Annotated in this window: 21 protein-coding genes; 10 read left to right on the plus strand and 11 right to left on the minus strand. The window is 61.9% G+C overall.

Annotated features, from left to right (window positions below; genetic code table 11):
• Positions 1-38: 38 nt before the first annotated feature.
• The 7 genes from pqqF to CGA22_RS04445 all read left to right on the plus strand — a co-directional run bounded on the left by pqqF (position 39) and on the right by CGA22_RS04445 (position 7,826).
• Positions 39-2,471: a pyrroloquinoline quinone biosynthesis protein PqqF gene (pqqF, locus tag CGA22_RS04415; RefSeq protein ID WP_041023929.1), complete on the plus strand. Its 2,433-nt coding sequence runs from the start codon at positions 39-41 to the stop codon at positions 2,469-2,471.
• 157 nt (positions 2,472-2,628) lie between these two features.
• On the plus strand, positions 2,629-2,703 hold the full coding sequence (pqqA, locus tag CGA22_RS04420; protein WP_084213802.1) for a pyrroloquinoline quinone precursor peptide PqqA: 75 nt from the start codon (positions 2,629-2,631) through the stop codon (positions 2,701-2,703).
• A gap of 80 nt (positions 2,704-2,783) precedes the next feature.
• A complete protein-coding gene (gene pqqB, locus CGA22_RS04425) occupies positions 2,784-3,695 on the plus strand; it encodes a pyrroloquinoline quinone biosynthesis protein PqqB (RefSeq protein ID WP_041023928.1) in 912 nt (303 codons plus the stop codon).
• Positions 3,696-3,889: 194 nt separating this feature from the next.
• A complete protein-coding gene (gene pqqC / locus CGA22_RS04430) occupies positions 3,890-4,642 on the plus strand; it encodes a pyrroloquinoline-quinone synthase PqqC (protein ID WP_041023927.1) in 753 nt (250 codons plus the stop codon).
• Complete coding sequence (gene pqqD, locus CGA22_RS04435; protein WP_041023926.1) at positions 4,639-4,914, plus strand: pyrroloquinoline quinone biosynthesis peptide chaperone PqqD; 276 nt, start codon at positions 4,639-4,641, stop codon at positions 4,912-4,914. Before pqqC ends, pqqD begins: the two co-directional genes overlap by 4 nt.
• Positions 4,886-6,037, plus strand: coding sequence for a pyrroloquinoline quinone biosynthesis protein PqqE (gene pqqE, locus CGA22_RS04440; protein ID WP_041023925.1), 1,152 nt, complete (start codon positions 4,886-4,888; stop codon positions 6,035-6,037). The genes pqqD and pqqE overlap by 29 nt, the downstream gene beginning before the upstream one ends.
• Positions 6,003-7,826 (plus strand): alpha/beta hydrolase family protein, encoded by a 1,824-nt coding sequence (locus CGA22_RS04445; RefSeq protein WP_188258488.1) that lies wholly within the window; start codon positions 6,003-6,005, stop codon positions 7,824-7,826. The genes pqqE and CGA22_RS04445 overlap by 35 nt, the downstream gene beginning before the upstream one ends.
• A 122-nt stretch (positions 7,827-7,948) precedes the next feature.
• Here CGA22_RS04445 and CGA22_RS04450 read toward each other — a convergent pair whose 3' ends face one another.
• The 11 genes from CGA22_RS04450 to bioB form a co-directional block, all read right to left on the minus strand.
• Entirely contained in the window at positions 7,949-8,107 is a 159-nt protein-coding gene (locus CGA22_RS04450) for a YqaE/Pmp3 family membrane protein (RefSeq protein WP_041022294.1), read from the minus strand.
• Positions 8,108-8,436: 329 nt separating this feature from the next.
• Positions 8,437-10,215 (minus strand): acyl-CoA dehydrogenase C-terminal domain-containing protein, encoded by a 1,779-nt coding sequence (locus tag CGA22_RS04455; RefSeq protein ID WP_041022293.1) that lies wholly within the window; start codon positions 10,213-10,215, stop codon positions 8,437-8,439.
• A 151-nt stretch (positions 10,216-10,366) separates the two neighbouring features.
• Positions 10,367-12,163: an acyl-CoA dehydrogenase C-terminal domain-containing protein gene (locus CGA22_RS04460; RefSeq protein ID WP_041022292.1), complete on the minus strand. Its 1,797-nt coding sequence runs from the start codon at positions 12,161-12,163 to the stop codon at positions 10,367-10,369.
• 91 nt (positions 12,164-12,254) lie between these two features.
• Positions 12,255-13,544, minus strand: coding sequence for a GGDEF domain-containing protein (locus CGA22_RS04465; protein WP_041022291.1), 1,290 nt, complete (start codon positions 13,542-13,544; stop codon positions 12,255-12,257).
• A 331-nt stretch (positions 13,545-13,875) separates the two neighbouring features.
• Positions 13,876-15,681 carry a phenylacyl-CoA dehydrogenase gene (locus CGA22_RS04470; RefSeq protein WP_041022290.1) on the minus strand — a complete coding sequence of 602 codons (1,806 nt, stop codon included), beginning with the start codon at positions 15,679-15,681 and terminating at the stop codon, positions 13,876-13,878.
• A gap of 275 nt (positions 15,682-15,956) precedes the next feature.
• Positions 15,957-16,253, minus strand: a complete 297-nt coding sequence (locus CGA22_RS04475; RefSeq protein ID WP_041022289.1) for a hypothetical protein — start codon at positions 16,251-16,253, stop codon at positions 15,957-15,959.
• A gap of 105 nt (positions 16,254-16,358) precedes the next feature.
• Complete coding sequence (gene bioD, locus CGA22_RS04480; RefSeq protein ID WP_041022288.1) at positions 16,359-17,039, minus strand: dethiobiotin synthase; 681 nt, start codon at positions 17,037-17,039, stop codon at positions 16,359-16,361.
• Complete coding sequence (gene bioC / locus CGA22_RS04485; protein WP_041022287.1) at positions 17,036-17,848, minus strand: malonyl-ACP O-methyltransferase BioC; 813 nt, start codon at positions 17,846-17,848, stop codon at positions 17,036-17,038. The genes bioD and bioC overlap by 4 nt, the downstream gene beginning before the upstream one ends.
• Entirely contained in the window at positions 17,841-18,572 is a 732-nt protein-coding gene (locus CGA22_RS04490) for an alpha/beta fold hydrolase (protein WP_041022286.1), read from the minus strand. Before CGA22_RS04490 ends, bioC begins: the two co-directional genes overlap by 8 nt.
• Positions 18,565-19,743, minus strand: coding sequence for an 8-amino-7-oxononanoate synthase (gene bioF, locus CGA22_RS04495; RefSeq protein WP_041022285.1), 1,179 nt, complete (start codon positions 19,741-19,743; stop codon positions 18,565-18,567). Before bioF ends, CGA22_RS04490 begins: the two co-directional genes overlap by 8 nt.
• Positions 19,744-19,911: 168 nt before the next feature.
• Positions 19,912-20,967 (minus strand): biotin synthase BioB, encoded by a 1,056-nt coding sequence (bioB, locus tag CGA22_RS04500; protein WP_041022284.1) that lies wholly within the window; start codon positions 20,965-20,967, stop codon positions 19,912-19,914.
• 91 nt (positions 20,968-21,058) lie between these two features.
• Between bioB and CGA22_RS04505 the strand changes: the two genes are divergently transcribed.
• From CGA22_RS04505 to CGA22_RS04515, 3 genes are all read left to right on the plus strand, one after another.
• Positions 21,059-21,799, plus strand: a complete 741-nt coding sequence (locus CGA22_RS04505) for a ComF family protein (RefSeq protein WP_041022283.1) — start codon at positions 21,059-21,061, stop codon at positions 21,797-21,799.
• Positions 21,800-21,856: 57 nt separating this feature from the next.
• Positions 21,857-22,621, plus strand: a complete 765-nt coding sequence (locus CGA22_RS04510) for a TOBE domain-containing protein (protein WP_041022282.1) — start codon at positions 21,857-21,859, stop codon at positions 22,619-22,621.
• A gap of 67 nt (positions 22,622-22,688) precedes the next feature.
• Entirely contained in the window at positions 22,689-24,593 is a 1,905-nt protein-coding gene (locus CGA22_RS04515) for a PhoX family protein (protein ID WP_041022281.1), read from the plus strand.
• Positions 24,594-24,685: the final 92 nt, after the last annotated feature.

The raw sequence follows: 24,685 nt of genomic DNA on the forward strand, positions 1-24,685 counted from the left end.
TCCGCTAGCATGAGCGCATCTCTGCCTTGGAAGCGCTCATGCCGGCCCCCGATTCCCTCCGTCCCTCTACTGAAACCCTCGCCAACGGCCTGAAGGTGACATTGCGTCATGCGTCCGGTCTCAAGCGCAGCGCGGCCGTACTGCGGGTGGCTGTCGGCAGCCATGATGCGCCGCTGGCCTGGCCGGGCATGGCGCACTTTCTCGAGCACCTTTTCTTCCTCGGTACTGAGCGTTTTCCCACGGGAGAACATTTGATGGCCTACGTGCAGCGGCATGGCGGCCAAGTCAACGCGCGCACCAGCGAACGCACCACGGACTTTTTCATCGAACTGCCGCCTACCGCCTTCGCCGGCGGACTGGACCGGTTGCAGGACATGCTTGCCCATCCGCGTCTCGACGAAGCCGATCAATTGCGGGAACGGGAAGTGTTGCAGGCGGAGTTCATCGCCTGGTCCCAGGACGCGGCGGCCCAGCGTCAGGTTGCCCTGTTTGAAGGGCTCTCGACGGCCCATCCGCTACGGGGTTTTCACGCGGGCAACCGTGACAGCCTGGCCGTGCAAATGCCTGAGTTCCAGACGGCACTGCAGGATTTTTATCGGCGGTTCTACCACCGCGGCCAAATGACCCTGAGCCTGGCTGGCCCGCAAAGCCTCGGTGAGTTGAGCGCACTGGCAGAATCATTCGGCAACGATCTGCCCGTCGGCGACGTCGCTGCCCGGCAATCACCACCGCGACTGATGGAATCGTCGGATACCGGTTATCAACAGGTCAGCGACCGTGACCTTGCTCTGCTATTCGCCTTCGAAAACCTGCCCAGGGCTTCGCCCCAGGCTTTGGACTTTCTCTGCACCTGGTTGAATACCGGCAAACCCGGCGGCCTGCTTGCCGCCCTGCGCCAACGTGGTCTGGCTGACAGCCTCAACGCCACGCCGTTGTATGAATTTGACCGGCAGGCGCTGCTGAATATCGAGTTCAAGCTCGACGAGCCTCAACGGCACGATGAGATACAGTCGTTGCTGCACGACTGGTTGGGATTCTTTGCCGCCCAGGATGACTGGGCGTCCTTGCGCAAGGAATTGACCGCCCTGCTCCATTGCCGGCAGGCCACAGGATCGGCGCTGCAACTGGCCCGTTCGGACAGTGAAGGGCGGGGAGCTCCTCTGTCAGAGGACGACCTCGCGAGGCTCAGGGAAATCCTCAGGCAGTTGCAACCGGCGTCTGACTTCACCGAAGCATGGCAACTGCCCGCGCCCAACCCGTTCCTGCAAACGGCCGCCGAGCCACCCCGTGCCGGCCTGATACGCGGCCAGACGAGCGCCCATCGCGGTTTGCGGACGTTCGCCCAGGACCGCTCCCGGGGACGGCGCGACCGCTCACCCATGCAGTTCAGGCCAGGGCTGACGGACAACGGCCGCGAAGGCGTGGTTTACCTGCGCTGGCGTCTGGCGGCTCACGCACCGCGTGACCTTCAATCCAGGCTGGAACGGCACCTGCTGGATTTGCGAGAAGAGGCCCGGCAGGCCGGCGTGGAGGTCACTGTGGAAGCCACCAAAAGCCAATGCCTGCTGAAGCTGGTTGGTTTACAGACACCGATGCCGCTGGTGCTCGAACAGATTCTGACAAAGTTGGGAGAACCGCTACCCAACGCTGTGAACGAAGCGCCGCTGATACCGATTCGACATCTGTTGAAGGCGTTGGCGGGCCATTGCGGACCATCGTCTCGACCGGACACGCTGTCGCAGCCCGATAGCGAGCAAAGCCTGTGGACGACCGCCGAGTGGGACGGCCTGGCCATCGGTCTTTCTGAAACGACCCAGGGCGCCATGGGCCCTGCCCTGGCCAGGGTGCCCGGCATTGCCGGCCAGCCTGTTGAACCGACGCCGCTCTTGGCGCAGCGCATCTGGCACACATTGCCAACCCAGGGCGACGAACAGGCCGTGTTGCTGTTTTGTCCGACACCCACCCTGGCGTTGTCCGACGAAGCCGCCTGGCGGTTATTGGCACAGCTGTGTCAAACACCGTTTTACCAACGCCTGCGGGTCGAGCTGCAATTGGGTTATGCGGTGTTCAGCGGATTGAAGCAGATCGATGGGCAAACCGGTCTGCTGTTCGGCGCCCAATCGCCCGGCGCCTCGGCGACTGAGTTGATCAATCACATGGAACAGTTCCTGGAAGGATTGCCGCAACTGATCCGACAACTCGACGATCCGACCTTGCTCGGCCAACAGCGAACACTCGCCTCCCAGTTCCACGGCGAAACCCTGCCCTGCGCCCAAGTGGCCGAACTGCTATGGCAGGGGAAACTGGCTGGCCGCCCGTCGGATTACCTTGAGCAGCTTCGCGATGGGATCGCGGGATTGAATCGCGAGCAATTGCTCGATGCCGCCCAGCGCCTGATCGACGCCGAAGGTGGCCGCCACTGCTTGAGCAACGGCCCTTGCCCGGAGGAACATTGGCAAATGCCGAACTGATCATTACAGCGTCTGCAATGAGCTTTCTCGGAGAATCGCGGCATACGAATTTGTTTAATTTAGTAACATAGCTGCCTAAGCATCTGAACATCTCCGACCGGAGGTGGACTATATGTATAGATCTCAACCGTCCCACCCCAACCAAAGGAGTATTTCCATGTCCTGGACCAAACCCGCATATATCGACCTGCGTATCGGTTTCGAAGTCACCATGTACTTCGCCAACCGTTGATTGCTGCAGTCGGTTGAACGCGCAGCAAACGCCTCGGTGACCCGGGGCGTTTTTTATTTCGGTTTGCAGATGGAGCGGCCATGTTCGTCCAGATTCTAGGTTCCGCCGCTGGCGGCGGTTTCCCTCAATGGAACTGCAATTGCGCCAATTGCGCAGGTTTTCGCAACGGCAGCCTGCGGGCCCAGGCGCGAACGCAATCGTCCATCGCGATTTCCGATGACGGGGTGAGCTGGGTGTTGTGCAACGCCTCTCCGGACATCCGTGCCCAGCTCCAGAGCTTCGCTCCGATGCAGCCGGGTCGGGCCCTGCGGGACACTGGCATCGGCGCCATCATCCTGATGGACAGCCAGATCGACCACACCACCGGCCTGCTCAGCCTGCGGGAAGGCTGTCCGCATCAAGTCTGGTGCACCGACATGGTCCATGAAGACCTGAGCACCGGCTTCCCGCTGTTCAACATGCTGACCCACTGGAACGGTGGGCTGAGCTGGAACCGCATCGAACTCGACCAGAGCTTCACTGTGCCGGCCTGCCCGAACCTGCGCTTCACCCCACTGCCGCTGCGCAGCGCCGCGCCGCCCTATTCGCCACACCGCTTCGACCCGCACCCGGGGGACAACATCGGCCTGATCGTCGAAGACCTGCGTACCGGCGGCAAACTGTTCTACGCACCGGGCCTGGGCAAGGTGGATGGGCCGCTGTTGGAGATCATGGCCGGCAGCGACTGCCTGTTGGTGGATGGCACGATGTGGGACGACGATGAGATGCAGCGCCGTGGCGTCGGCACCCGTACCGGTCGGGAAATGGGCCACCTGGCGCAAAACGGCCCCGGCGGTATGCTGGAAGTGCTGGAGCAACTGCCCGAGCCACGCAAGGTGCTTATCCACATCAACAATACCAACCCGATTCTTGATGAGGATTCACCGGAACGGGCCGAACTTGTACGCCGAAAGATTGAAGTGGCCTACGACGGAATGAGTATTGAGTTGTAGCAAGAGCGGGACGATTGTGGGAGTGAGCGAGCGCTGTGTCAGCCTGGTTGTGCTGGCCGGGCTGGCCCTATCGCGAGCAGGCTCGCTCCCACAGTAGTCCGAGTGCACCACAGAGCCAATGTGGGAGCGAGCCTGCTCGCGATGAGGCCAGCCCAGACGCCACAGAACCCACGGTGATTCCCCGGAGAACCGCAATGACTGACACCCCCCTTTCCCCCGCCGAGTTCGAAGCGGCCCTGCGCGCCAAGGGCGCGTATTACCACATCCATCACCCGTATCACGTGGCGATGTATGAAGGCCGTGCCACTCGCGAGCAAATCCAGGGCTGGGTCGCCAACCGCTTTTACTATCAGGTGAACATTCCGCTGAAGGATGCCGCGATCCTGGCCAACTGCCCGGATCGGGAGATCCGCCGCGAGTGGATCCAGCGCCTGCTCGACCACGACGGCGCACCCGGCGAAGACGGCGGCATCGAGGCCTGGCTGCGGCTGGGCGAGGCCGTGGGGCTGGAGCCCGATCAACTGCGCTCCCAGGAGCTGGTGCTGCCCGGCGTGCGATTCGCCGTGGATGCCTACGTCAACTTCGCCCGCCGGGCCAGTTGGCAGGAAGCCGCCAGTAGCTCGCTGACCGAGCTGTTCGCCCCGCAGATCCACCAGTCGCGCCTGGACAGCTGGCCGCAGCACTACCCGTGGATCGATCCGGCCGGCTACGAATACTTCCGCACGCGCCTCGGTCAGGCCCGCCGTGACGTGGAGCATGGCCTGGCGATTACCTTGCAGCATTACACCACCCGCGCGGGCCAGGAGCGCATGCTGGAAATTCTCCAGTTCAAACTGGACATCCTCTGGAGCATGCTCGACGCGATGAGCATGGCCTACGAATTGAACCGCCCGCCCTACCACAGCGTGACCGGACAACGGGTTTGGCACAAAGGAATCCCCTTATGAGTTTCGACCGCAGCAAAACCCCTCGCTGGCGCCCCGGCTATCGCTTCCAATACGAACCGGCGCAGAAAGGTCATGTGTTGCTCTATCCTGAAGGCATGATCAAGCTCAACGACAGCGCTGCGCTGATCGGCGGCTTGATCGACGGTGAACGGGACGTCGCAGCCATCATCGACGAGCTGGCCAAGCAGTTTCCCGACGTGCCCGAACTCGGTGACGACATCGAGCAATTCATGGAGGTCGCCCGTGCAGAGCACTGGATCGAACTTGCCTGACCAGCCAGCGATCGGCTTGCCGTTGTGGTTGCTGGCGGAGCTGACCTATCGTTGCCCGCTGCAATGCCCCTACTGTTCCAACCCGCTGGACTTTGCCGAGCAGGGCAAGGAACTGAGCACCGAGCAGTGGTTCAAGGTCTTTCGCGAAGCCAGGGAAATGGGTGCCGCGCAGTTGGGCTTTTCCGGTGGCGAACCGCTGGTGCGCCCGGACCTCGCCGAACTGATCGGCGAGGCGCGCAAGCTGGGTTTCTACACCAACCTGATCACCTCCGGCATCGGTTTGACCGAACAGAAAATCAGCGACTTCAAGAAGGCCGGCCTCGATCACATCCAGATCAGCTTCCAGGCCAGCGACGAGCAGGTGAACAACCTGCTGGCCGGCTCGAAGAAAGCCTTCGCACAGAAACTGGAAATGGCCCGGGCGGTGAAGGCTCACGGCTACCCGATGGTGCTCAACTTCGTCACCCATCGGCACAACATCGACAAGATCGACCGCATCATCGAGTTGTGCATTGCCCTTGAGGCCGACTTCGTCGAGCTCGCCACCTGTCAGTTCTACGGCTGGGCGCAGCTCAACCGGGTGGGTCTGCTGCCGACTCGGGAACAACTGGTGCGCGCCGAACGCATCACCAACGAGTATCGCGCCAGGCTCGAAGCCCAGGGTCATCCGTGCAAGCTGATCTTCGTCACCCCGGACTACTATGAAGAACGTCCCAAGGCCTGCATGAACGGCTGGGGCAGCCTTTTCCTGACGGTGACGCCGGACGGTACTGCTCTGCCTTGTCACGGCGCCCGACAACTGCCGGTGCAATTTCCCAACGTGCGCGACCACAGTATGCAGCACATCTGGTACGACTCCTTCGGTTTCAACCGCTTCCGCGGCTATGACTGGATGCCCGAGCCGTGCCGCTCCTGCGATGAAAAGGAGCAGGACTTCGGCGGTTGTCGCTGTCAGGCGTTCATGCTCACGGGCGACGCCAGCAATGCCGACCCGGTGTGCAGCAAATCCGAACATCACGGGGTGATCCTCAAGGCCCGGGAAGAAGCCGAGCACGCCACCCAGACCATCGAACAACTGGCCTTTCGCAATGAACGAAACTCGCACCTCATCGCCAAAAGCTGACCCGTTCAGCGCCGCCCAGGCCGTTGCGGCGGGGATCGACTTCGCCGAGCTGCAGGTCGGCCCACTGGGCCTGTTCTGGAACGAATATCGCCCGGAAGACGGGGCCTGCCGGATATGGCAATGGCGCGACGCCAAGGCCCGCTGCCTGACCCCGGATGGCTTCAGCGCGCGCAGCCGGGTCTATGAATATGGCGGTGGATCGTTCTGCCTGGGCGACGACGGCGTGCTGTTCGTCAACGACGCGGACCAGCAACTGTACCGCCAATCGCTGAACGGCGAGACGCCCGTGGCGCTGACGTCGGGGGACTGTCGCTACGGCGATCTCAGTTTTGCCGCCGGCCAGGTATTGGCAGTGGAGGAACAGGCCAATCGGCATCGCCTGGTAGCGATTGGCCTGGCAGATCGACAGCGACATCTCTTGGTCGAAGGCGCTGACTTCTATGCCGCGCCCACCATGAGTCCGAACGGCCAATGGCTGGCCTGGATCGAGTGGAGCCGTCCGCATCAGCCGTGGACGGCCACACGACTGATGCTGGCCGAGCGCACCGCTTCCGGTTGGGGTGAACCACGTTGCGTAGCGGGCAGCACCGAAGAAGAATCCATCCAACAGCCGCGCTTCGATCATGCCAACCGCTTGTACTGCCTGAGCGATCGCGGCGGCTACTGGCAGCCGTGGGCTGAGTCCAGCGAAGGCCTGCAACGGCTACCCTGCGCTGAAGCCGATCATGCCCCCGCGCCCTGGCAGCTCGGCGGCTGCACCTGGCTGCCATTGGACAGCAGCACGTACCTGGCGAGCTGGACCGAAGCGGGTTTCGGGCGGCTTGGCCTGTGCCACAGTGACGCCGTGCAGGAAGATTTCACCGGTGCCTACACCCGCTTTCGCAGCCTGGCGCTGGATGAGCGGTTCATCTACGCCATCGCCGCCTCACCGGTCAGTCCGTCCGCCGTCATCGCGATTGAACGCCACAGCCACGACACACAGGTCCTGGCCGGCGGCGTCGCCCCTCTGCCCGTCGAGCAGATCAGTCGCCCGCAGACCCTGCACTATCCGTCGACCTCGGGTATGGCCCATGGGTTCTTTTACCCAGCCATGGGAGCGGAAACCAAGCCGCCATTGCTGGTTTTCATTCATGGCGGTCCCACCTCGGCCTGTTATCCCCTGTTCGATCCGCGCATCCAGTACTGGACCCAGCGCGGCTTTGCCGTCGCGGACCTCAATTACCGTGGAAGCAGCGGCTATGGCAGGGCCTACCGACAAGCGTTGCATTTGAATTGGGGCGTGGTGGACGTCGAGGATGCCTGCGCGGTGGTTGGCTACCTGGACGGGCAAGGCCTGATCGATGGCTGCTGTGCGTTCATTCGCGGTGGTAGTGCCGGCGGCTACACGACGCTCTGCGCCTTGGCGTTTCACGACGTATTTCGTGCCGGCGCCAGTCTTTACGGTGTCAGCGACCCGGTCGCCCTGGGTCGCGCGACGCACAAATTCGAAAGTGATTACCTGGACTGGCTGATCGGCGACCCGCAACGGGACGTCGAGCGTTACCGCGCCCGAACCCCGCAGCTGCATGCTGATCAGATCCGCGCACCGGTGATTTTCTTCCAGGGCGAACTGGACGCCGTGGTCGTGCCCCAGCAGACCCGCGACATGGTCAGGGCACTGGAGGACAACGGCGTGACGGTCGAAGCGCACTACTACCCGGATGAACGTCACGGCTTTCGCAAGGCGGCGAACCAGGCCCATGCGCTGGAGCATGAGTGGTTGTTCTACCGGAAGGTGATGGAGCTATAAGGAGATGAAGAACCTGTGGGAGCGAGCCTGCTCGCGATAGCGGTGGATCAATCGACATCCCTGTTGGATGACAGACAGCTATCGCGAGCAGGCTCGCTCCCACATGGGGTTTGCTGCAATGTTCAGCGCTTGGCGATGATGTAGACCGCATGCACGATGCCGGGGATGTAACCCAACAGCGTCAGCAGAATATTCAGCCAGAAAGCCCCGCCGAAGCCGACTTGCAGAAACACGCCCAGCGGCGGCAACAGAATGGCGATGATGATGCGAATGAGATCCATGGTGGGCTCCTGATGGGCGATGGCTACATTGCCATATAGCTCATTGACCCATGACCGCTCGTCAGGGTTCAAACCATCAGTGAGTAGGACCAAGCTAGGCAGGAACAAAAAACGCAGGCAAAAGAAAACCCCGCCGAGGCGGGGTTTTGCAGACTGTTTCCCTGATATCCCTTTCACTCCACCTTCCTGGCGGAATCCTACGTGTCCGTGTTGTTTCTCTGCGCATCCTGCGCGACGTCCATGTGAAGTAGATTAGCCTTGGATCCAATTGACCGGTAGAGGCAAATCGACCTCACGTCATGTAAGCATTTACTTACAAAGTGACATTTTCAGAATTGCCCGGGTTCCAGCAGGAACAGCGATTCACTGCCCGCCCTTACCGAAGCGCTCAAGGAATGGATCCGCGGCAGCAGGCGGGCGAAGTAGAACCGCGCTGTCCCCAGTTTGCTGGCGTAGAAGTCATCCTGGCTTTCCTTGCCCAGGGCCGCCTTGGCCATCAGCGCCCACATATAGGCGTAGGCGGTGTAACCGAACGCCTGCAGGTACTCCACCGAAGCCGCGCCGATTTCGTTCGGGTTGCTTTTCGCCCGATCCAATAGCCAGTCGGTCAGTTCATCCAGAGTACCGACGGCATCATTCAACGGCTTGGTGAACTCGGCCAGATCGCTGCTCGCGGTGGCGGTGAAGTGGCGGATTTCGTCGGCGAACAGCTTGTAGAACGCGCCGCCGCTGCCGACGATCTTGCGCCCCACCAAGTCCAGCGCCTGGATACCGTTGGTGCCTTCATAGATCTGGGTGATGCGGACATCACGCACCAACTGTTCCTGGCCCCACTCGCGAATGTAACCGTGGCCGCCGAAAATCTGCTGGCCATGCACGGTGGTTTCCAGACCCAGGTCCGTCAGGAACGCCTTCGCCACCGGGGTCAGCAACGCAACCAGGTCTTCGGCGCGCTTGCGGGTGGTCGGGTCTTCGCTGAACTTGGCGGTGTCCAGTTGCATCGCCACGTAGGTGGAAAATGCCCGGCCGCCTTCGTTCGAGGCTTTCATGGTCAGCAACATCCGGCGCACATCGGGGTGAACAATGATCGGGTCGGCGACTTTGTCCTTGTTCTGCGCGCCGGTGGGCGAACGGCTCTGCAAGCGATCACGGGCGTATTCGATAGCGTTCTGGTAGGAACGCTCACCGGACGCCAGGCCTTGGATACCAACGCCCAGGCGCTCGTAGTTCATCATGGTGAACATTGCCGCCAGGCCTTTGTTCGGCTCTCCGACCAGATAGCCCACCGCTTCATCGAAGTTCATCACGCAGGTGGCAGACGCCTGGATGCCCATCTTGTGTTCGATCGAACCGCAGTTGGCCGCGTTGCGCGCGCCCAGGCTGCCGTCGGCGTTGACCATGAACTTGGGTACCAGGAACAGCGAAATACCTTTCGGGCCGGCCGGCGCATCCGGCAATTTTGCCAGCACCAGGTGAATGATGTTCTCTGTGAGGTCGTGCTCGCCGCCGGTGATGAAGATCTTGGTGCCGCTGACCTTGTAGGAACCGTCGGCCTGGGGTTCGGCCTTGGTGCGAATGATCCCCAGGTCGGTACCGGCATGGGGCTCGGTCAGGCACATGGAGCCCGCCCAGACACCGGCGTACATGTTCGGCAGGTACGCCGCTTTCAACTCTTCGCTGGCGTGGGCATTGATCGACAGGCAAGCCCCGGCGGTCAGCATCGGATACAGACCGAAGGACAGGCTGGCAGAGTTGACCATTTCTTCGACCTGAGCCGAAACGGCCTTGGGCATGCCCATGCCGCCGTAGGCAGGATCGCCGCCGACACCGACCCAACCGCCTTCAGCGTAAGTCTGGTAGGCCTGGGGGAAACCTGCTGGCGTGGTGACGGCGCCGTTCGCCCAATGGCAACCTTCTTCATCAGCGGCCCGGCTGAGGGGCGCAATGCTTTTACTGGTGACTTTACCGGCTTCTTCGAGAATCGCTTCGACGGTTTCAGCGTCGACGGTCTCGGCCAGCGCTGGCAGCTCGGCCCAGAGTTTCGCGACCTCGAACACTTCATTGAGGACGAAGCGCATATCGCGCAGGGGCGCTTTGTAGTCAGCCATGGCAAACCTCGCAGGATCTAAACAGTTGGTCCGTGGGAAAACGGTTTTAGCAATGGTCGGAGTGTACCTCAACAACTTTTGCGACACATAGGGTCAACACATGACTGCTTTGTTATTTTTAGTCACCAGAAAAGATCGCATTCCCTCTAAATCAAAGGGCAAACAGTTCGGCCGGCAAACTCATCAGACAGTCACCCCCCGCCTCGATGGCGGCCCGATGGGCAGCCGTGCGCGGCAACAAGCGCTTGAAGTAGAACTCGCAGGTTGCCAGTTTGCCGCGGCAGAAATCTGCATCGCCGGTCCCCCCGTCGAGTTGCGCCTGGGCCACCAGCGCCATGCGTAGCCACAGGTAGGCCAGGATGATGTAGCCGCTGTACATCAGATAATCCACGGAAGCGGCACCCACTTCGTCCGGATTCTTCATGGCGGCCATGCCGACCTGGGTGGTCAGTTCGCCCCACTGCCGGTTGAGCCCGTCGAGTTGTGCGACGTAGTCCTTGAGCTGCGGGTGCCCGGTATTCGCGACGCAGAATGTGTGAACGATCCTGGTGAACCCTCGCAGCAGCTTGCCCTGGCTGCCCAGCACCTTGCGCCCCAACAGGTCCAGGGCCTGGATTCCGTTGGTGCCTTCATAGATCGGCGCGATGCGGCAGTCCCGCACCAACTGTTCCATCCCCCATTCGCGGATGAAACCGTGGCCGCCAAACACCTGCATGCCATGGTTCGTCACCTCCAGGCCGGTCTCGGTCATGAAGGCCTTGCAGATCGGGGTGAGGAACGCCAACAGATCTTCAGCCTCCTGACGGGCGCTTTCGTCGGCGCCCAGGTGCGCCGTGTCCAGCAGTTGCGCGGTGAAATAGGTCAACGCCCGATTGCCTTCATTGAAGGCTTTCATGGTCAGCAACATCCTGCGCACATCGGGATGAACAATGATCGGGTCCGCGACTTTTTCCGGCGCCTTGGGGCCGGTGAGCGAGCGCATCTGCAAACGCTCGTTGGCGTACTTGATGGCGCCCTGGAAGCTCGTCTCGCCCAGGCACAAGCCCTGCATACCGGTGCCGAGCCGGGCATGATTCATCATGGTGAACATGCAATTCAGGCCCTTGTTGGGCTCGCCGATCAGGAATCCCTGGGCGTCATCGAAATTCAGGACGCAGGTGGCGGAAGCCTTGATGCCCATCTTGTGTTCGATCGAACCGCAGGTCACGCCATTGCGCTCCCCCGCCTCGCCCGTAGCGTCGGGCAGGAACTTGGGCACGATGAACAACGAGATGCCCTTGGTGCCGGCGGGAGCGTCCGGCAGTTTGGCCAGCACCAGATGAACGATGTTCTCGCTCATGTCGTGCTCGCCGGCGGAAATGAAGATCTTGCTGCCGGAGATCCTGTAGCTGCCATCGGCCTGGGGCGCGGCGCGGGTCTTGATGATGCCCAGGTCCGTGCCGCAATGGGCTTCGGTCAGGCACATGGTGCCGGTCCATTGGCCGGCGGTGAGCTTGCTCAGGTAGGTCTGCTTCTGCTCTTCGGTACCGTGGGCGTGAATGGCCGACATGGCGCCGTGGGTCAGGCCCGGGTACATGCCCCAGGACGTGTTGCTGGAGGCGATCATTTCGCTGATGACCAGGCCCAGAGAACCGGGCAAGCCCTGGCCACCATAGGTCGGATCGGCGGCCAAGCCGTGCCAGCCGCCCTCCACGTACTGTGCGAAAGCTTCTTTGAAACCGGTAGGCGTGGTTACCACACCGCTGTCGAAATGGCAGCCCTCTTCATCGCCGGAACGATTGAGCGGCGCCAGTACGTTCTCACAGAAGCGCGCACCTTCCTCGAGGATCGCGTTGACCATGTCCGGGCTGGCATCGCTGGCCCCCAGTTCGGCATAACGGCCATGGAAATCGAAAACGTGGTCGATCAGGAAGCGCATGTCGCGCAGGGGAGCTTTGTACTCGGGCATGGTGGTTTTCTCCGGTAGCAGATCGCTCAAACCTACTGCCGGCCACCGAGGCCCACAATCACAGTCCAGACGCTGAATGCGCCGTCATCACTCAACCCGCGGCGGCTTCCATGCGGACCGCGCCACGGCGGTTCTGACCGAAGGCAACCACACAGTTACGTCCGGCGCCCTTGGCGTTATAGAGGGCCTGGTCGGCGGACTTGAGGACTTCTTCAGGGGTACGCTGCTCGACACGTTCCGCGACGCCGATGCTGACCGTTACCGACACGGCGGATGCACCCGCCCCGGAACGCCGTTGGCGACCTTGTTGGTCATCCTGGGGGCGGTTATCCGGATTGCGCAGTTGAATGCTGTAGGTCTCGATGGATTGGCGGATGACCTCAAGATGAGGCATGCACTCATCGATGGTTTTGCCTGCAAACACCAACGCAAACTCCTCGCCACCGTAGCGATATGCCCGACCGCCGCCACCGATTTTCGACAGTTTACTGGCCACCAGGCGCAGCACTTGGTCGCCCACGTCATGGCCATGGGTGTCGTTGAATTTCTTGAAGTGATCCACATCGCTCATGGCCAGCACATAATTGCGACCCAGCCGTTGCATCCGCTCATTCAGCGCCCGCCGTCCCGGCAAGCCGGTCAGCTCATCACGAAACGCCATCTGATAGGCCTCATGGGCAACCGCTGCCGCAATCATCAGCATCACCTGGCTGCACATGATGTTCAGGGTGAAGGGCAGGATGAAGGTTTTCGGCAACATCCAGAACAACCCCAGCACGCCCACCAATTGCGCGGCATGCAAGGGCCGAGGATTGCGCCAGTATTGCCATGACAGCAACAGGAATACGCCGATGAACACCGGATAGGACAATTGGATCAGGCTCATCCAGGCACCATGCAGCGCCGGCCAGCGGATCTCTGAAAGCCACAGTAACAAGGCTTGGGGAAAGCTCTGCTCCAAGGCCAATGCCACACTGCCAAAGGCCAGCAGCACCGCGAAACGCGCCACCATATCCTGGAACAGGTGGGTGCGCTCCTGCCATGCCGCGAACAGGCCAAACAACAGCGGCAACAACAGGCAGACCAGGTGGAATACCACGGCGGCGTCTTCGCGCACCTTGCCATTGTCCCGGTAGAAATCGGTCTGGGTGTCCAACAGGAAGTAGCCGATGTACACCGTGACCATCAAAAACAGCTCGCGTTGACGTCGGTAAACCGCGCAGTACGCACCGCCCAACAGCAATACCAGGGTAGGAAGAACGTTGAACAACGAGGTGAAGAAGACGTTGAGATCCTTGACGTAGGCAGCCGCAAGCCCCGCCAGCAACAGCAACAGCGAAGGTAGGAAATGACTGAAACGTACAGCGGAAGAACGCGGCAAGGGTAAAGCTCCGACCCGGCTGATCAAAGATGGCATTGTGCCTGCTATTGGGGCAGTAAGGCACGAGCGATGTGACAGATGTCACACTGCCATCGCTGTAACGGCAGGAGGGGATATTTTCTTAGGGGGGCGTTGGATGAATATTGTTTCAGGATCAGCGCATACCCTCTGTGGGAGCGAGCCTGCTCGCGAAACGGTATATCAGATAGTGTTTTTGTCGACTGACACACCGCATCGCGAGCAGGCTCGCTCCCACAGTTTTTTCTGCGGCCATGAAAAAGCCGCTGCGTCCCGAAGGAGGCAGCGGCTTTAAGTAGGCACCGCCTGAGGTTTAGTAACCCAGGGCGAAGTCTTCTTCTTTCATGTCCATCAGGTTATTGGCGCCCGACAACATGGCAGCCACGTGGGTACGGGTGCGCGGCAGGATGCGCTGGAAGTAGAAGCGCGCTGTCTGCAGCTTGGCGGTGTAGAAGGCTTCTTCGGTGGTGCCGGCAGCCAGTTTTTCCGCCGCCAGACGCGCCATGTCGGCCCAGAAGTAGGCCAGGCAGGCGTAGCCGGAGTACATCAGGTAGTCCACCGAGGCCGCGCCGACTTCTTCGCGGTCTTTCATGGCGGCCATGCCGACCTTCATGGTCAGCTCGCCCCATTCCTTGTTCAGCGCGGCCAACGGCCCGACGAATTCCTTGACCGCTTCGTTGCCTTCGTTGCCCTGGCAGAACTTGTGGACGATCTTGGTGAAGCCCTTGAGCGCTTCGCCCTGGGTCATCAGCACTTTACGGCCCAGCAGGTCGAGGGCCTGGATGCCGGTGGTGCCTTCGTACAGCATCGAGATGCGGCTGTCGCGAACGTTCTGCTCCATGCCCCACTCGGCGATGAAGCCGTGGCCGCCATAGATCTGCACGCCGTGGTTGGCCGATTCGAAGCCCACTTCGGTCATGAACGCCTTGGCAATCGGCGTCATGAACGCCAACAGTGCATCAGCCTTTTTCTTCTCTTCTTCATCAACGCCGTACTTGACGATGTCGACCTGCTTGGCGGTGAAGTAGACCATCGCCCGGTTGCCTTCGGCGAAGGCCTTCATGGTCAGCAGCATACGACGCACGTCAGGGTGCACGATGATCGGGTCGGCGGCCTTGTCCGGCGCTTTCGGGCCCGTCAGGGAGCGCATCTGCAAGCGGTCACGGGCGTATTTCAGGCCGCCCTGGAAGCCGATTTCGGCATGAGCCAGGCCTTGCAACGCGGTGCCCAGGCGAGCGGTATTCATAAAGGTGAACATGCAGTTCAGGCCTTTGTTCGCCGGGCCGATCAGGAAACCGGTGGCCGCGTCGAAGTTCATCACGCACGTGGCGTTGCCGTGGATGCCCATCTTGTGTTCGATCGAACCACAGCTCACCGCGTTGCGCTGGCCGATGGTGCCGTCGGCGTTAGGCATGAACTTGGGCACGATGAACAGCGAAATACCCTTGGTACCGGCCGGAGCGTCCGGCAGACGCGCCAGGACGATGTGGACGATGTTGTCGGCCATGTCGTGTTCGCCGGCCGAAATGAAAATCTTGGTGCCGGTCACCTTGTAGGAACCGTCGGCCTGAGGCTCGGCCTTGGTGCGCAACATGCCCAGGTCGGTACCGCAGTGAGGTTCGGTCAGGCACATGGTGCCGGTCCATTCACCGGACACCAGCTTGGTCAGGTAGGCCTCTTGCTGCTCGGGCGTACCGTGCTCGGAAATGGTGTTCATCGCGCCATGGGACAGGCCAGGGTACATGCCCCACGACCAGTTGGCTTCGCCGACCATTTCGCTGACGGCCAGGCCCAGCGACTCCGGCAAGCCTTGGCCACCATGCTCGACGTCATGGGCCAGGCTTGGCCAGCCGCCTTCAACGAATTGCTTGTAGGCTTCCTTGAAGCCGCTCGGGGTTTTCACGCCGGACTCGCTCCAGGTACAGCCTTCGGTGTCACCCACGCGGTTCAGCGGCGCCAGCACCTGCTCACAAAACTTGGCGCCTTCCTCGAGAATGGCGTCAACCATATCCGGAGTTGCGTCCTGGCAAGCCGGAAGGCTCTGATAATGCGCTTCATAGCCAAGCAGTTCGTCACGAACGAAGCGAATATCACGCAAGGGGGCCTTGTAGTCAGGCATAGCGATAACCTCTGCTGATGTAACCGGGGATGAACGACCGCGTGGATTTGTTGTGACGGTCAAACAGTTGTTTGAAACATACGTTTACGCCCAAATCTTGTCAAGCGTCGATCTTTTGCCGTTCGTCATCGTCACATCAAAAAATGTCAGGTACGTGCGTCCGGCGCGCTGCATATCCACAGCGCGTGAAGGAAAAGATTAGTTGAGCATGAAGACGTTAGAGACGAAAACGCCGCGAATAATCGCGGCGCTTTTACAAATCGGGGAACTCAAGATCAGGCGAAGGTATCGATCAACGTACCCAGCATCTCGTCGGATGCCTTGGCCACATTCACGCCCGCCTGTACCTGGAACTTGCCCTGGGCCATTTCAACCATATTGCTGGCCAGGTCCGATTGCTGGCTGCGATCCACCGACCGCAGGCGATCGACCTGGACTTCGGACGACTGGCTGGTGACCGCACGCTCGATGGTGTTGTTGGCGATCTGGGAGGAGGCCTGATCGACGCGGTTCTGCCCTGTCTGAATAGTGCTCAGACCGGCATAGAATGCGGTACTTCCTGAGATTTCCATGGCAAGGCTCGTTTCTTGAAGGGTCGACGGGGCCATTGAATCAGAAGCAGTAGGAAAAGGCCCGACAAAAACACTAATGGCACAGTGCCTTGTTATAGGCAAACCCTAATCCAGCAGGTCCAGATGCAGGTGCCCAGCCACGGTTTCCGCCGTCACGCCTTTGATTCGTGGCACCCGGCCCAGGCACGGTGCCGGAAGGCGTTCGGCAAGCGTGGCCAGGTTTTCTTCCAGGCGCGACGTCTTGGGGTCGACGATATTCGCTACCCAACCGGCCAATTGCAGGCCGTCCCGGGCAATGGCTTCGGCGGTGAGCAACGCGTGACTGATGCAGCCCAGCCGTACCCCCACTACCAGAATTACCGGCAGCCCCAGAGCCATTGCCAGGTCCGAGAGATTGTCCTGATCAGCCAACGGAACGCGCCAACCGCCCGCGCCCTCAATCAAGGTGAAATCGGCTTGCAGGGCCAGCACGTCACGCATCGGCCCCAACAACGACTGCACCGTCAACGCCACGCCAGCTTCCCGGGCCGCCAGATGCGGCGCGATGGCCGGCTCGAACGCCACCGGGTTGACCTGGGCATACGTCAGCGGCACCGAGCATTCCGCGAGCAGGGCCAGGGCATCGGCATTGCGCAGGCCCTTGGGCGTGACCTCGCAACCGGAGGCAACGGGCTTGCCGGCGGCGGTGCTCATGCCGGCCTGTCGCGCTGCGTGCAGCAGGCCGGCCGCAACAGTGGTCTTGCCCACGTCGGTGTCGGTGCCGGTGACGAAGTAAGCCTGGCTCATAGGGGTTTCTCCAGCACGGCGTAGACCACCTGATAGGTCGCGGGCAACCCTTCTACCCGACGAAATTGCTCGTAGGCTTCAATCATCCCCAGGATCCTCGCTCTGCCGGTCAACCCTCCCGGGCGGCCGGGATTCAGATTATGGGCACCGAGGGATTTCAATTCATGGGTCAGGCTGCGTACGTCCGGGTAATGCAACACATGAGGACGGTTCTCGAGGCTGACGACGTTCAACCCACTGTCCATGCATAACTGTTGATACGTTTCGAATCCCCGAAAACGGTTGACGTGCACCAGGCCGTCCACCTGACGCCAGCTTTCGCGCAACTCATACAACGTACCGGCACAGAGGCTGGTGAAGGCAAAGACCCCGCCCGGCTTCAGTACACGATGCGCCTCACTCAACACCGAGGCAAAGTCCGCACACCACTGCACCGCAAGGCTGGAGAACACCAGGTCGCAGCTCGACGCTTGCAGGGGCAGGCGCTCCGCGTCCCCGGCCACGAAATGCGCAGCCCCACCCTGGGGCCGGGCATGGTTGAGCATGCCTTCGGCGATATCCAGCGCAACGCCGCTCGTCACGCCGAAGCGTGCACCCAGTGCCCGGGTGAAGTGACCGGTGCCGCAGCCCACGTCCATCCAACGTCCCGGCACGAGCGAGACTGGCAACTGTCCCAGCAACTGCTGGCCCACGTCGCGCTGCAATTCCGCCACGCTATCGTAGCTGGCTGCCGCCCGGGAAAACGAGGCGGCCACCTGGCGCTTGTCAGGCAAGGCTTCAGGAAATTTGGGAAGCGATAAATCAGTCATCACCGGCCTCATGGAAAAAGGCCTGGATCGCCCCCGCGACACCGTGCGGGTCTTCCAGAAGAAATCCATGACCGGCCTGTTCGATCAGGCCGATCTCGACATCTGGCAACAATGCCAGCAGTTCACTCGCGGCCTCGGCCGGCACCAGGGCATCGAGCCCGGCAAACAGATGCAGTTGCGGACCACGGAAGCGCTGCAAAGCGGCACGGGTGTCCAACTGTGCCAGCACTTGCAGACCAGCCATCGACACCTCCGACGCGGTGCTCGGTGCGCCGGCCAACAGCAGCCTCGCCAACCCGCGGGGATCGCTGCAACCCTGGGCGCACAACAAACTGAAGCGCTTGAGGGTCAGGCGTGGATCGGCGGCACACCCGGCGAGAAACCCGTCGAAAGTGTCAGCATCCATCGCGCTCGGCCATTGCTCATGGGCCACAAACGAAGCATTGCTCGCCAGGGTCAACAATCCGCAGCAACGTTCGCCCCGGCGCGCTGCCAGCTCGGAGGCCAGCATGCCACCCAGGGACCAGCCACCCAACCAGGCGTCCTGGGGCACGCAGGCATCCAACTCGTCGAGCCATTCCTCGGGATCGCTCGTGGTCAGGGCCGGCAACGGCTCGATTTCCACCCGCAGATGCTCGTCGAGGCCATGCAGCGCAGCAGCCAGAGGTTCCAGGGGGGAAACGCCCAGGCCCCAACCTGGCAGCAATATCAGTCGATCACGCATGGCTCGCCTCCGGTCCCAGTTGGGCAAAACACTCGGCCAGTGCATTCAACAATAGTTGCACCTGGGCTTCGCTGTGGGCGGCCGTCAGGGTGACGCGCAAACGGGCGCTGCCGGCCGGCACGGTGGGCGGCCGGATCGCGGTGACCATCAGCCCTCGTTCACGCAGCATGTGCGACAGGCGCATCGCTCGCCCGGCATCGCCGATCAGAATCGGCTGGATCGGCGTAAAACTGTCCATCAGATGCAGGCCGATCTGCTCCGCGCCATGGCGGAACTGACGGATCAATGCCTGCAAATGCTCGCGCCGCCAGTGCTCGCTGCGCAGCAACTCAAGGCTTTTCAGCGTGGCGCAGGCCAAGGCCGGCGGTTGGCTGGTGGTGTAGATGTAGGGGCGGGCAAACTGGATCAGGCTCTCGATCAGTTCTTCACTGCCGGCCACAAAAGCGCCAGCGGTGCCGAATGCCTTGCCCAGGGTACCGACCAGCACCGGCACGTCTTCCTGGCTGAGGCCGAAGTGCTCGACGATACCGCCTCCGTTCGCGCCCAACGGGCCGAAACCGTGAGCATCGTCGACCATCAGCCAGGCGCCCTTGGCCTTGGCCTCACGGGCCAGGGCCGGCAGGTCGGCGATGTCGCCGTCCATGCTGAATACGCCGTCGGTGACCACCAGGGTATTGCCGGTGGCTTTCTCCAGACGGCTGGCCAGGCTCCCGGCGTCGTTGTGCAGATAACGGCTGAAACGCGCGCCAGACAACAACCCGGCGTCGAGCAACGACGCATGATTGAGCCGATCCTCCAGTACCGTATCGCCCTGCCCGATCAGCGCGGTCACAGCGCCGAGGTTGGCCATGTAGCCAGTGGTGAACAGCAGCGCCCGCGGACGACCGGTGAGATCGGCAAGGGCTTCCTCCAGGGCGTAGTGAGGGCCGCTATGGCCGATCACCAGGTGGGAAGCACCGCCGCCCACCCCCCAACGAGCCGCTCCGGCACGCCAGGCCTCGATCACCTGCGGATGATTGGCCAGGCCCAGGTAGTCGTTGTTGCAGAACGCCAACAACGGTTGCCCGTCCACCACCACCTCCGGCCCCTGTGGGCTTTCGAGCAGCGGACGCTGGCGGTAGAGGTTTTCGGCACGACGGGCAGCCAGGCGTGCGGCGAGATCGAAGGGCATGCTGGCCTCGGGGTGACCACTATTCAAAGACTGAAGGGTTCCCCTGTGGGAGCGAGCCTACTCGCGATGGCGGTGTGTCATTCGACGTAAATGTTGAATGTTCTATCGCTATCGCGAGCAGGCTCGCTCCCACAGGTCCCCCATTCCAAACAGAAAAATCGGGGTTGATCACACAGCTGCGTTATAAAACTGCTCGCTGCTCTTCTGCTCCACCAGCGCCTGTTCAATCGCGGCCTGGTGCACTTCGTCGGCATGTTCTTCGCGGGCTTCGGGCTGGATGCCCAGGCGTGCGAACAATTGCATGTCCTTGTCGGCCTGCGGGTTGGCGGTGGTCAGCAGTTTGTCGCCGTAGAAAATCGAGTTGGCGCCGGCCAGGAATGCCAGGGCCTGCATCTGTTCGTTCATCGCTTCGCGACCGGCGGACAGGCGCACATGGGACTGGGGCATCATTATCCGTGCCACGGCGAGCATGCGGATGAAATCAAACGGGTCAACGTCCTCGGCATTTTCCAGCGGCGTGCCGGCAACCTTGACCAGCATGTTGATTGGCACCGACTCCGGATGCTCCGGCAGGTTCGCCAGCTGGATCAGCAAGTTGGCGCGGTCGTCCAGGGACTCGCCCATGCCGAGGATGCCGCCGGAGCAGATCTTCATCCCGGAATCACGCACGTAGGCCAGGGTTTGCAGGCGCTCGCTGTAGGTCCGGGTGGTGATGATGCTGCCGTAGAACTCCGGCGAGGTATCGAGGTTGTGGTTGTAGTAATCCAGGCCGGCCTGGGCCAGTGCCTCGGTCTGCTCCTGGTCGAGACGCCCCAGGGTCATGCAGGTTTCCAGGCCCATGGCCTTCACGCCTTTGACCATTTCCAACACGTAGGGCATGTCCTTGGCCGACGGATGCTTCCACGCCGCGCCCATGCAGAAACGGGTCGAACCGATGGCCTTGGCACGCGCGGCCTCTTCGAGGACCTTCTGCACTTCCAGCAGTTTTTCCTTGTCCAGCCCGGTGTTGTAGTGGCCGGATTGCGGACAATATTTGCAATCTTCCGGGCAGGCGCCGGTCTTGATCGACAGCAGCGTGGAAACCTGGACGCGGTTGGCGTCGAAATGCGCGCGGTGCACGGTCTGCGCCTGGAACAACAGGTCATTGAACGGCTGGACAAAGAGTGCTTTGACTTCGGCCAAAGACCAGTCATGACGCAGGTTGGCAGTGGTGCTGGCGCTCATGGGTATTTCCTTGATTATGCTTGGCTGGCGACTGGGGGCACGCATTACCCACAGGCGCGACACGGATGTTCGGCATATTTAAGGAAGAGTCATGCGCTGTCAACCACGATACGAAGGCAAGGTTTACATCTGGTTAAAAAACAAACAATCCTGTCTGTTGTGTAGCGACGCCACCGACACAGAGCAGCCGATCTGCACACCCTGCGAAAGCGAATTGCCCTGGCTCGGTGATCAATGTGTCATCTGCGCCCTGCCGCTGCCCATGGCCGGGCTGCGTTGTGGGCAATGTGCCGCGCAACCACCGGCCTTCGAGCGGGTCCTGGCACCCTGGGCTTACGATTTCCCGGTGGACAGCCTGATCACTCGTTTCAAGCACCAGGCAAAATGGCCCCTCGGTCGACTCATGGGCGAACTGTTGGCGCAGTCGCTGCAGCATCATTTCGACGAAGGCCTGGAACGGCCCGACGCGCTGCTCCCGGTGCCGCTGGCGGGTCGACGCTTGCGCCAGCGCGGGTTCAACCAGGCGGCCCTGCTGGCGCGTTGGCTCGGTGCTGCGTTGCAGCTTCCCTGCGAAGAACACCTGCTGCTGCGCATCCATGACACCCCGGCGCAACAGGCACTCGACGCCAGGGCCCGGCGTCGGAACCTGCGCCAGGCCTTCACCCTCGCGCCCGATGCCCCGTTGCACAACCGCCACCTGGCCCTGGTGGACGACGTGCTCACCACCGGGGCCACTGCCCAGACCCTGGCCCGATTGCTGCTCGACGGCGGTGCCGCCCGGGTCGATGTGTATTGCCTGGCGCGCACGCCAAAACCCGGTGAGCCAGCTTGACGCGCGGCGGCCGAGGCGCCAACGTCCGTTCATTCACCTTCGCGCGCAGTTTCCGCCATGTCATTACCTACGCTTCTGACCCAACACATTGTCCGGCGTCCGCAACGCATCGCCCTGTTGCAGCACATTGCCGAGCAAGGCTCCATCACCCGTGCCGCCAAGAGCGCGGGCCTGAGCTACAAGGCGGCGTGGGATGCCATTGATGAGTTGAACAACCTGGCGGATCAGCCGCTGGTGGAGCGCAGTGTCGGCGGCAAGGGCGGTGGCGGTGCCAGGCTGTCGGAAGAAGGGCAACGGGTGTTGCGCCTGTACCTGCGCCTGCAAACCTTGCAGGCGCAACTGCTCGAAGCGAGCGAAGACTCCGGGGACCTGGGCCTGCTGGGCCGCCTGATGCTGCGCACCAGCGCGCGCAACCAGTTGCACGGCAAAGTCATCGGGATCGAGGCCATCGGCCACAACGACCGGATACGCCTCGAGCTGGCCCGGGGCCTGGTCATCGAAGCCCGGATCACCCACGACAGCACGCTCCACCTGGAACTGGCGATCGGCACCGAAGTGGTTGCCCTGATCAAGGCCGGCTGGCTGGAACTGCACCCTGCCGGGCAGCCGGCCAGGGCGGACGACAACGTGCTGCAGGGCCTGATCGAACAGATCGTCGCCGCTGAAAACGGCCCCAGCGAAGTGCGTATCGGCTTGCCCAACGGCCAAACCCTGTGCGCCCTGGCCGATCCACTGCAATTGCGTGAACGAAAGCTGGACGTCGGCGCAGCGGTGCGGGTGATGTTTTCGCCCACGAATGTGCTGCTCGGCACACCGCTGTAGCGCGCTGCAACAATAGCTTCATCGACCCGCTTTAAGGTGACTGCCAAAACCAGCAGGGAGCCTGACAATGAGCCTATTAGAAGAAAACCAATCCACCGACCTGGAAAAGATCGTCGGCCTCAGCCGGCGTGGTTTCATCAGTGCAGGCGCCCTGTGCGGGGCGGCCATGTTCCTGGGCGGCAACCTGCTGAGTCGCAGCGTCATGGCCGCCGCCGTGAGCGAAGGCAACAGCAGGCTGCTGGGCTTCAACAGCATTGCCGCCGCGACCACGGACACCATTACCCTGCCACCCGGCTACAAGTCCTCGGTGCTGATCAGTTGGGGCCAGCCGCTGCAGAAAAACGCACCGGCGTTCGACCCCAGCGGCAACGGCACCGCCCGCGCCCAGGAAATGCAGTTCGGCGATAACAACGACGGCATGAGCCTGTTTCCGTTCCCCGGTGACGAGAACCGGGCATTGATGGCGATCAACAACGAATACACCAACTACCGCTACCTCTTCGCCCACGGCGGCCAGCCGCAGTCGGCCGAGGATGTGCGCAAGGCCCAGGCCAGCGAAGGCGTCTCGGTGATCGAGGTCCAGCGTCGTCGTGGCGGCCAGTGGCAGTTCGTCCAGGAATCGCGTTACAACCGCAGGATCCACGGCAACACGCCGATTCGCCTGCGCGGCCCGGCGGCCGGTCATGAACTGCTGAAGACCAGCGCCGACAAGAGCGGCAAGAAAGTGCTGGGTACGTTCCAGAACTGTGCCAACGGCATGACGCCGTGGGGCACTTACCTGACCTGCGAAGAAAACTTCACCGACTGCTTCGGCAGCAGCCAATCCGACTTGCAGTTCGACGAAGCACAAAAGCGCTACGGCGCCACCGTCACCAGCCGCGAGATCAACTGGCACCTGTTCGATCCGCGCTTCGACCTGGCGAAGAACCCCAACGAACTCAATCGCCATGGCTGGGTGGTGGAAATCGATCCGTTCGATCCAGACTCCACCCCGGTCAAGCGTACCGCCCTGGGTCGCTTCAAACACGAGAACGCCGCATTGGCTCAGACCAATGATGGCCGCGCCGTGGTGTACATGGGCGACGACGAACGCGGTGAGTTCATCTACAAGTTCGTCAGTCGCGAACGCATCAACCGCCGCGACGCCAAGGCCAACCGCAATCTGCTGGACCATGGCACCTTGTACGTGGCGCGTTTCGATGCCGGCGACGGCAACCCCGATCATCCGAAAGGCAAAGGCCAGTGGATCGAGTTGACCCACGGCAAGAACGGCCTGGACGCCAGCAGTGGTTTCGCCGACCAGGCTGAAGTGCTGATCCATGCCCGCCTGGCCGCCAGTGCCGTAGGCGCCACGCGCATGGACCGGCCGGAATGGATCGTGGTCAGCCCGAAAGACGGCCAGGTCTACTGCACCCTGACCAACAACTCCAAGCGCGGCGAAGATGGCCAACCGGTGGGCGGGCCGAACCCGAGGGCCAAGAACGTCTACGGGCAGATTCTGCGCTGGCGTACCAGCCGCGACGACCACGCCTCCAAGACCTTCGACTGGGACCTGTTCCTGGTCGCGGGCAACCCGACGGTCCATGCCGGCACGCCGAAAGCCGGGTCGTCCAATATCAACCCGCAGAACATGTTCAACAGCCCCGATGGCCTGGGATTCGACAAGGCCGGCCGGCTGTGGATCCTCACCGACGGGGACGTCAGCAACACTGGCGATTTCGCCGGCATGGGCAACAACCAGATGCTCTGTGCCGACCCCAACAGCGGCGAAATCCGTCGATTCATGGTCGGGCCGGTAGGCTGCGAAGTGACCGGCATCAGCTTCGCGCCGGACCAGAAGGCCTTGTTCGTCGGAATCCAGCATCCGGGTGAGAACGGCGGTTCGACGTTCCCAGAGCACCTGCCCAACGGCAAACCGCGCTCGTCGGTGATGGTGATTACCCGCGAGGACGGCGGCATCATCGGCGCCTGATAAGGCCCCATCGCGAGCAGGCTCGCTCCCACAAGGATCAGCACCATTGAAGATCCAATGTGGGAGCGAGCCTGCTCGCGATGGCTTCAGCA

It is taken from the genome of Pseudomonas sp. PSB18 (assembly GCF_014596565.1).
GTDB lineage: Bacteria > Pseudomonadota > Gammaproteobacteria > Pseudomonadales > Pseudomonadaceae > Aquipseudomonas.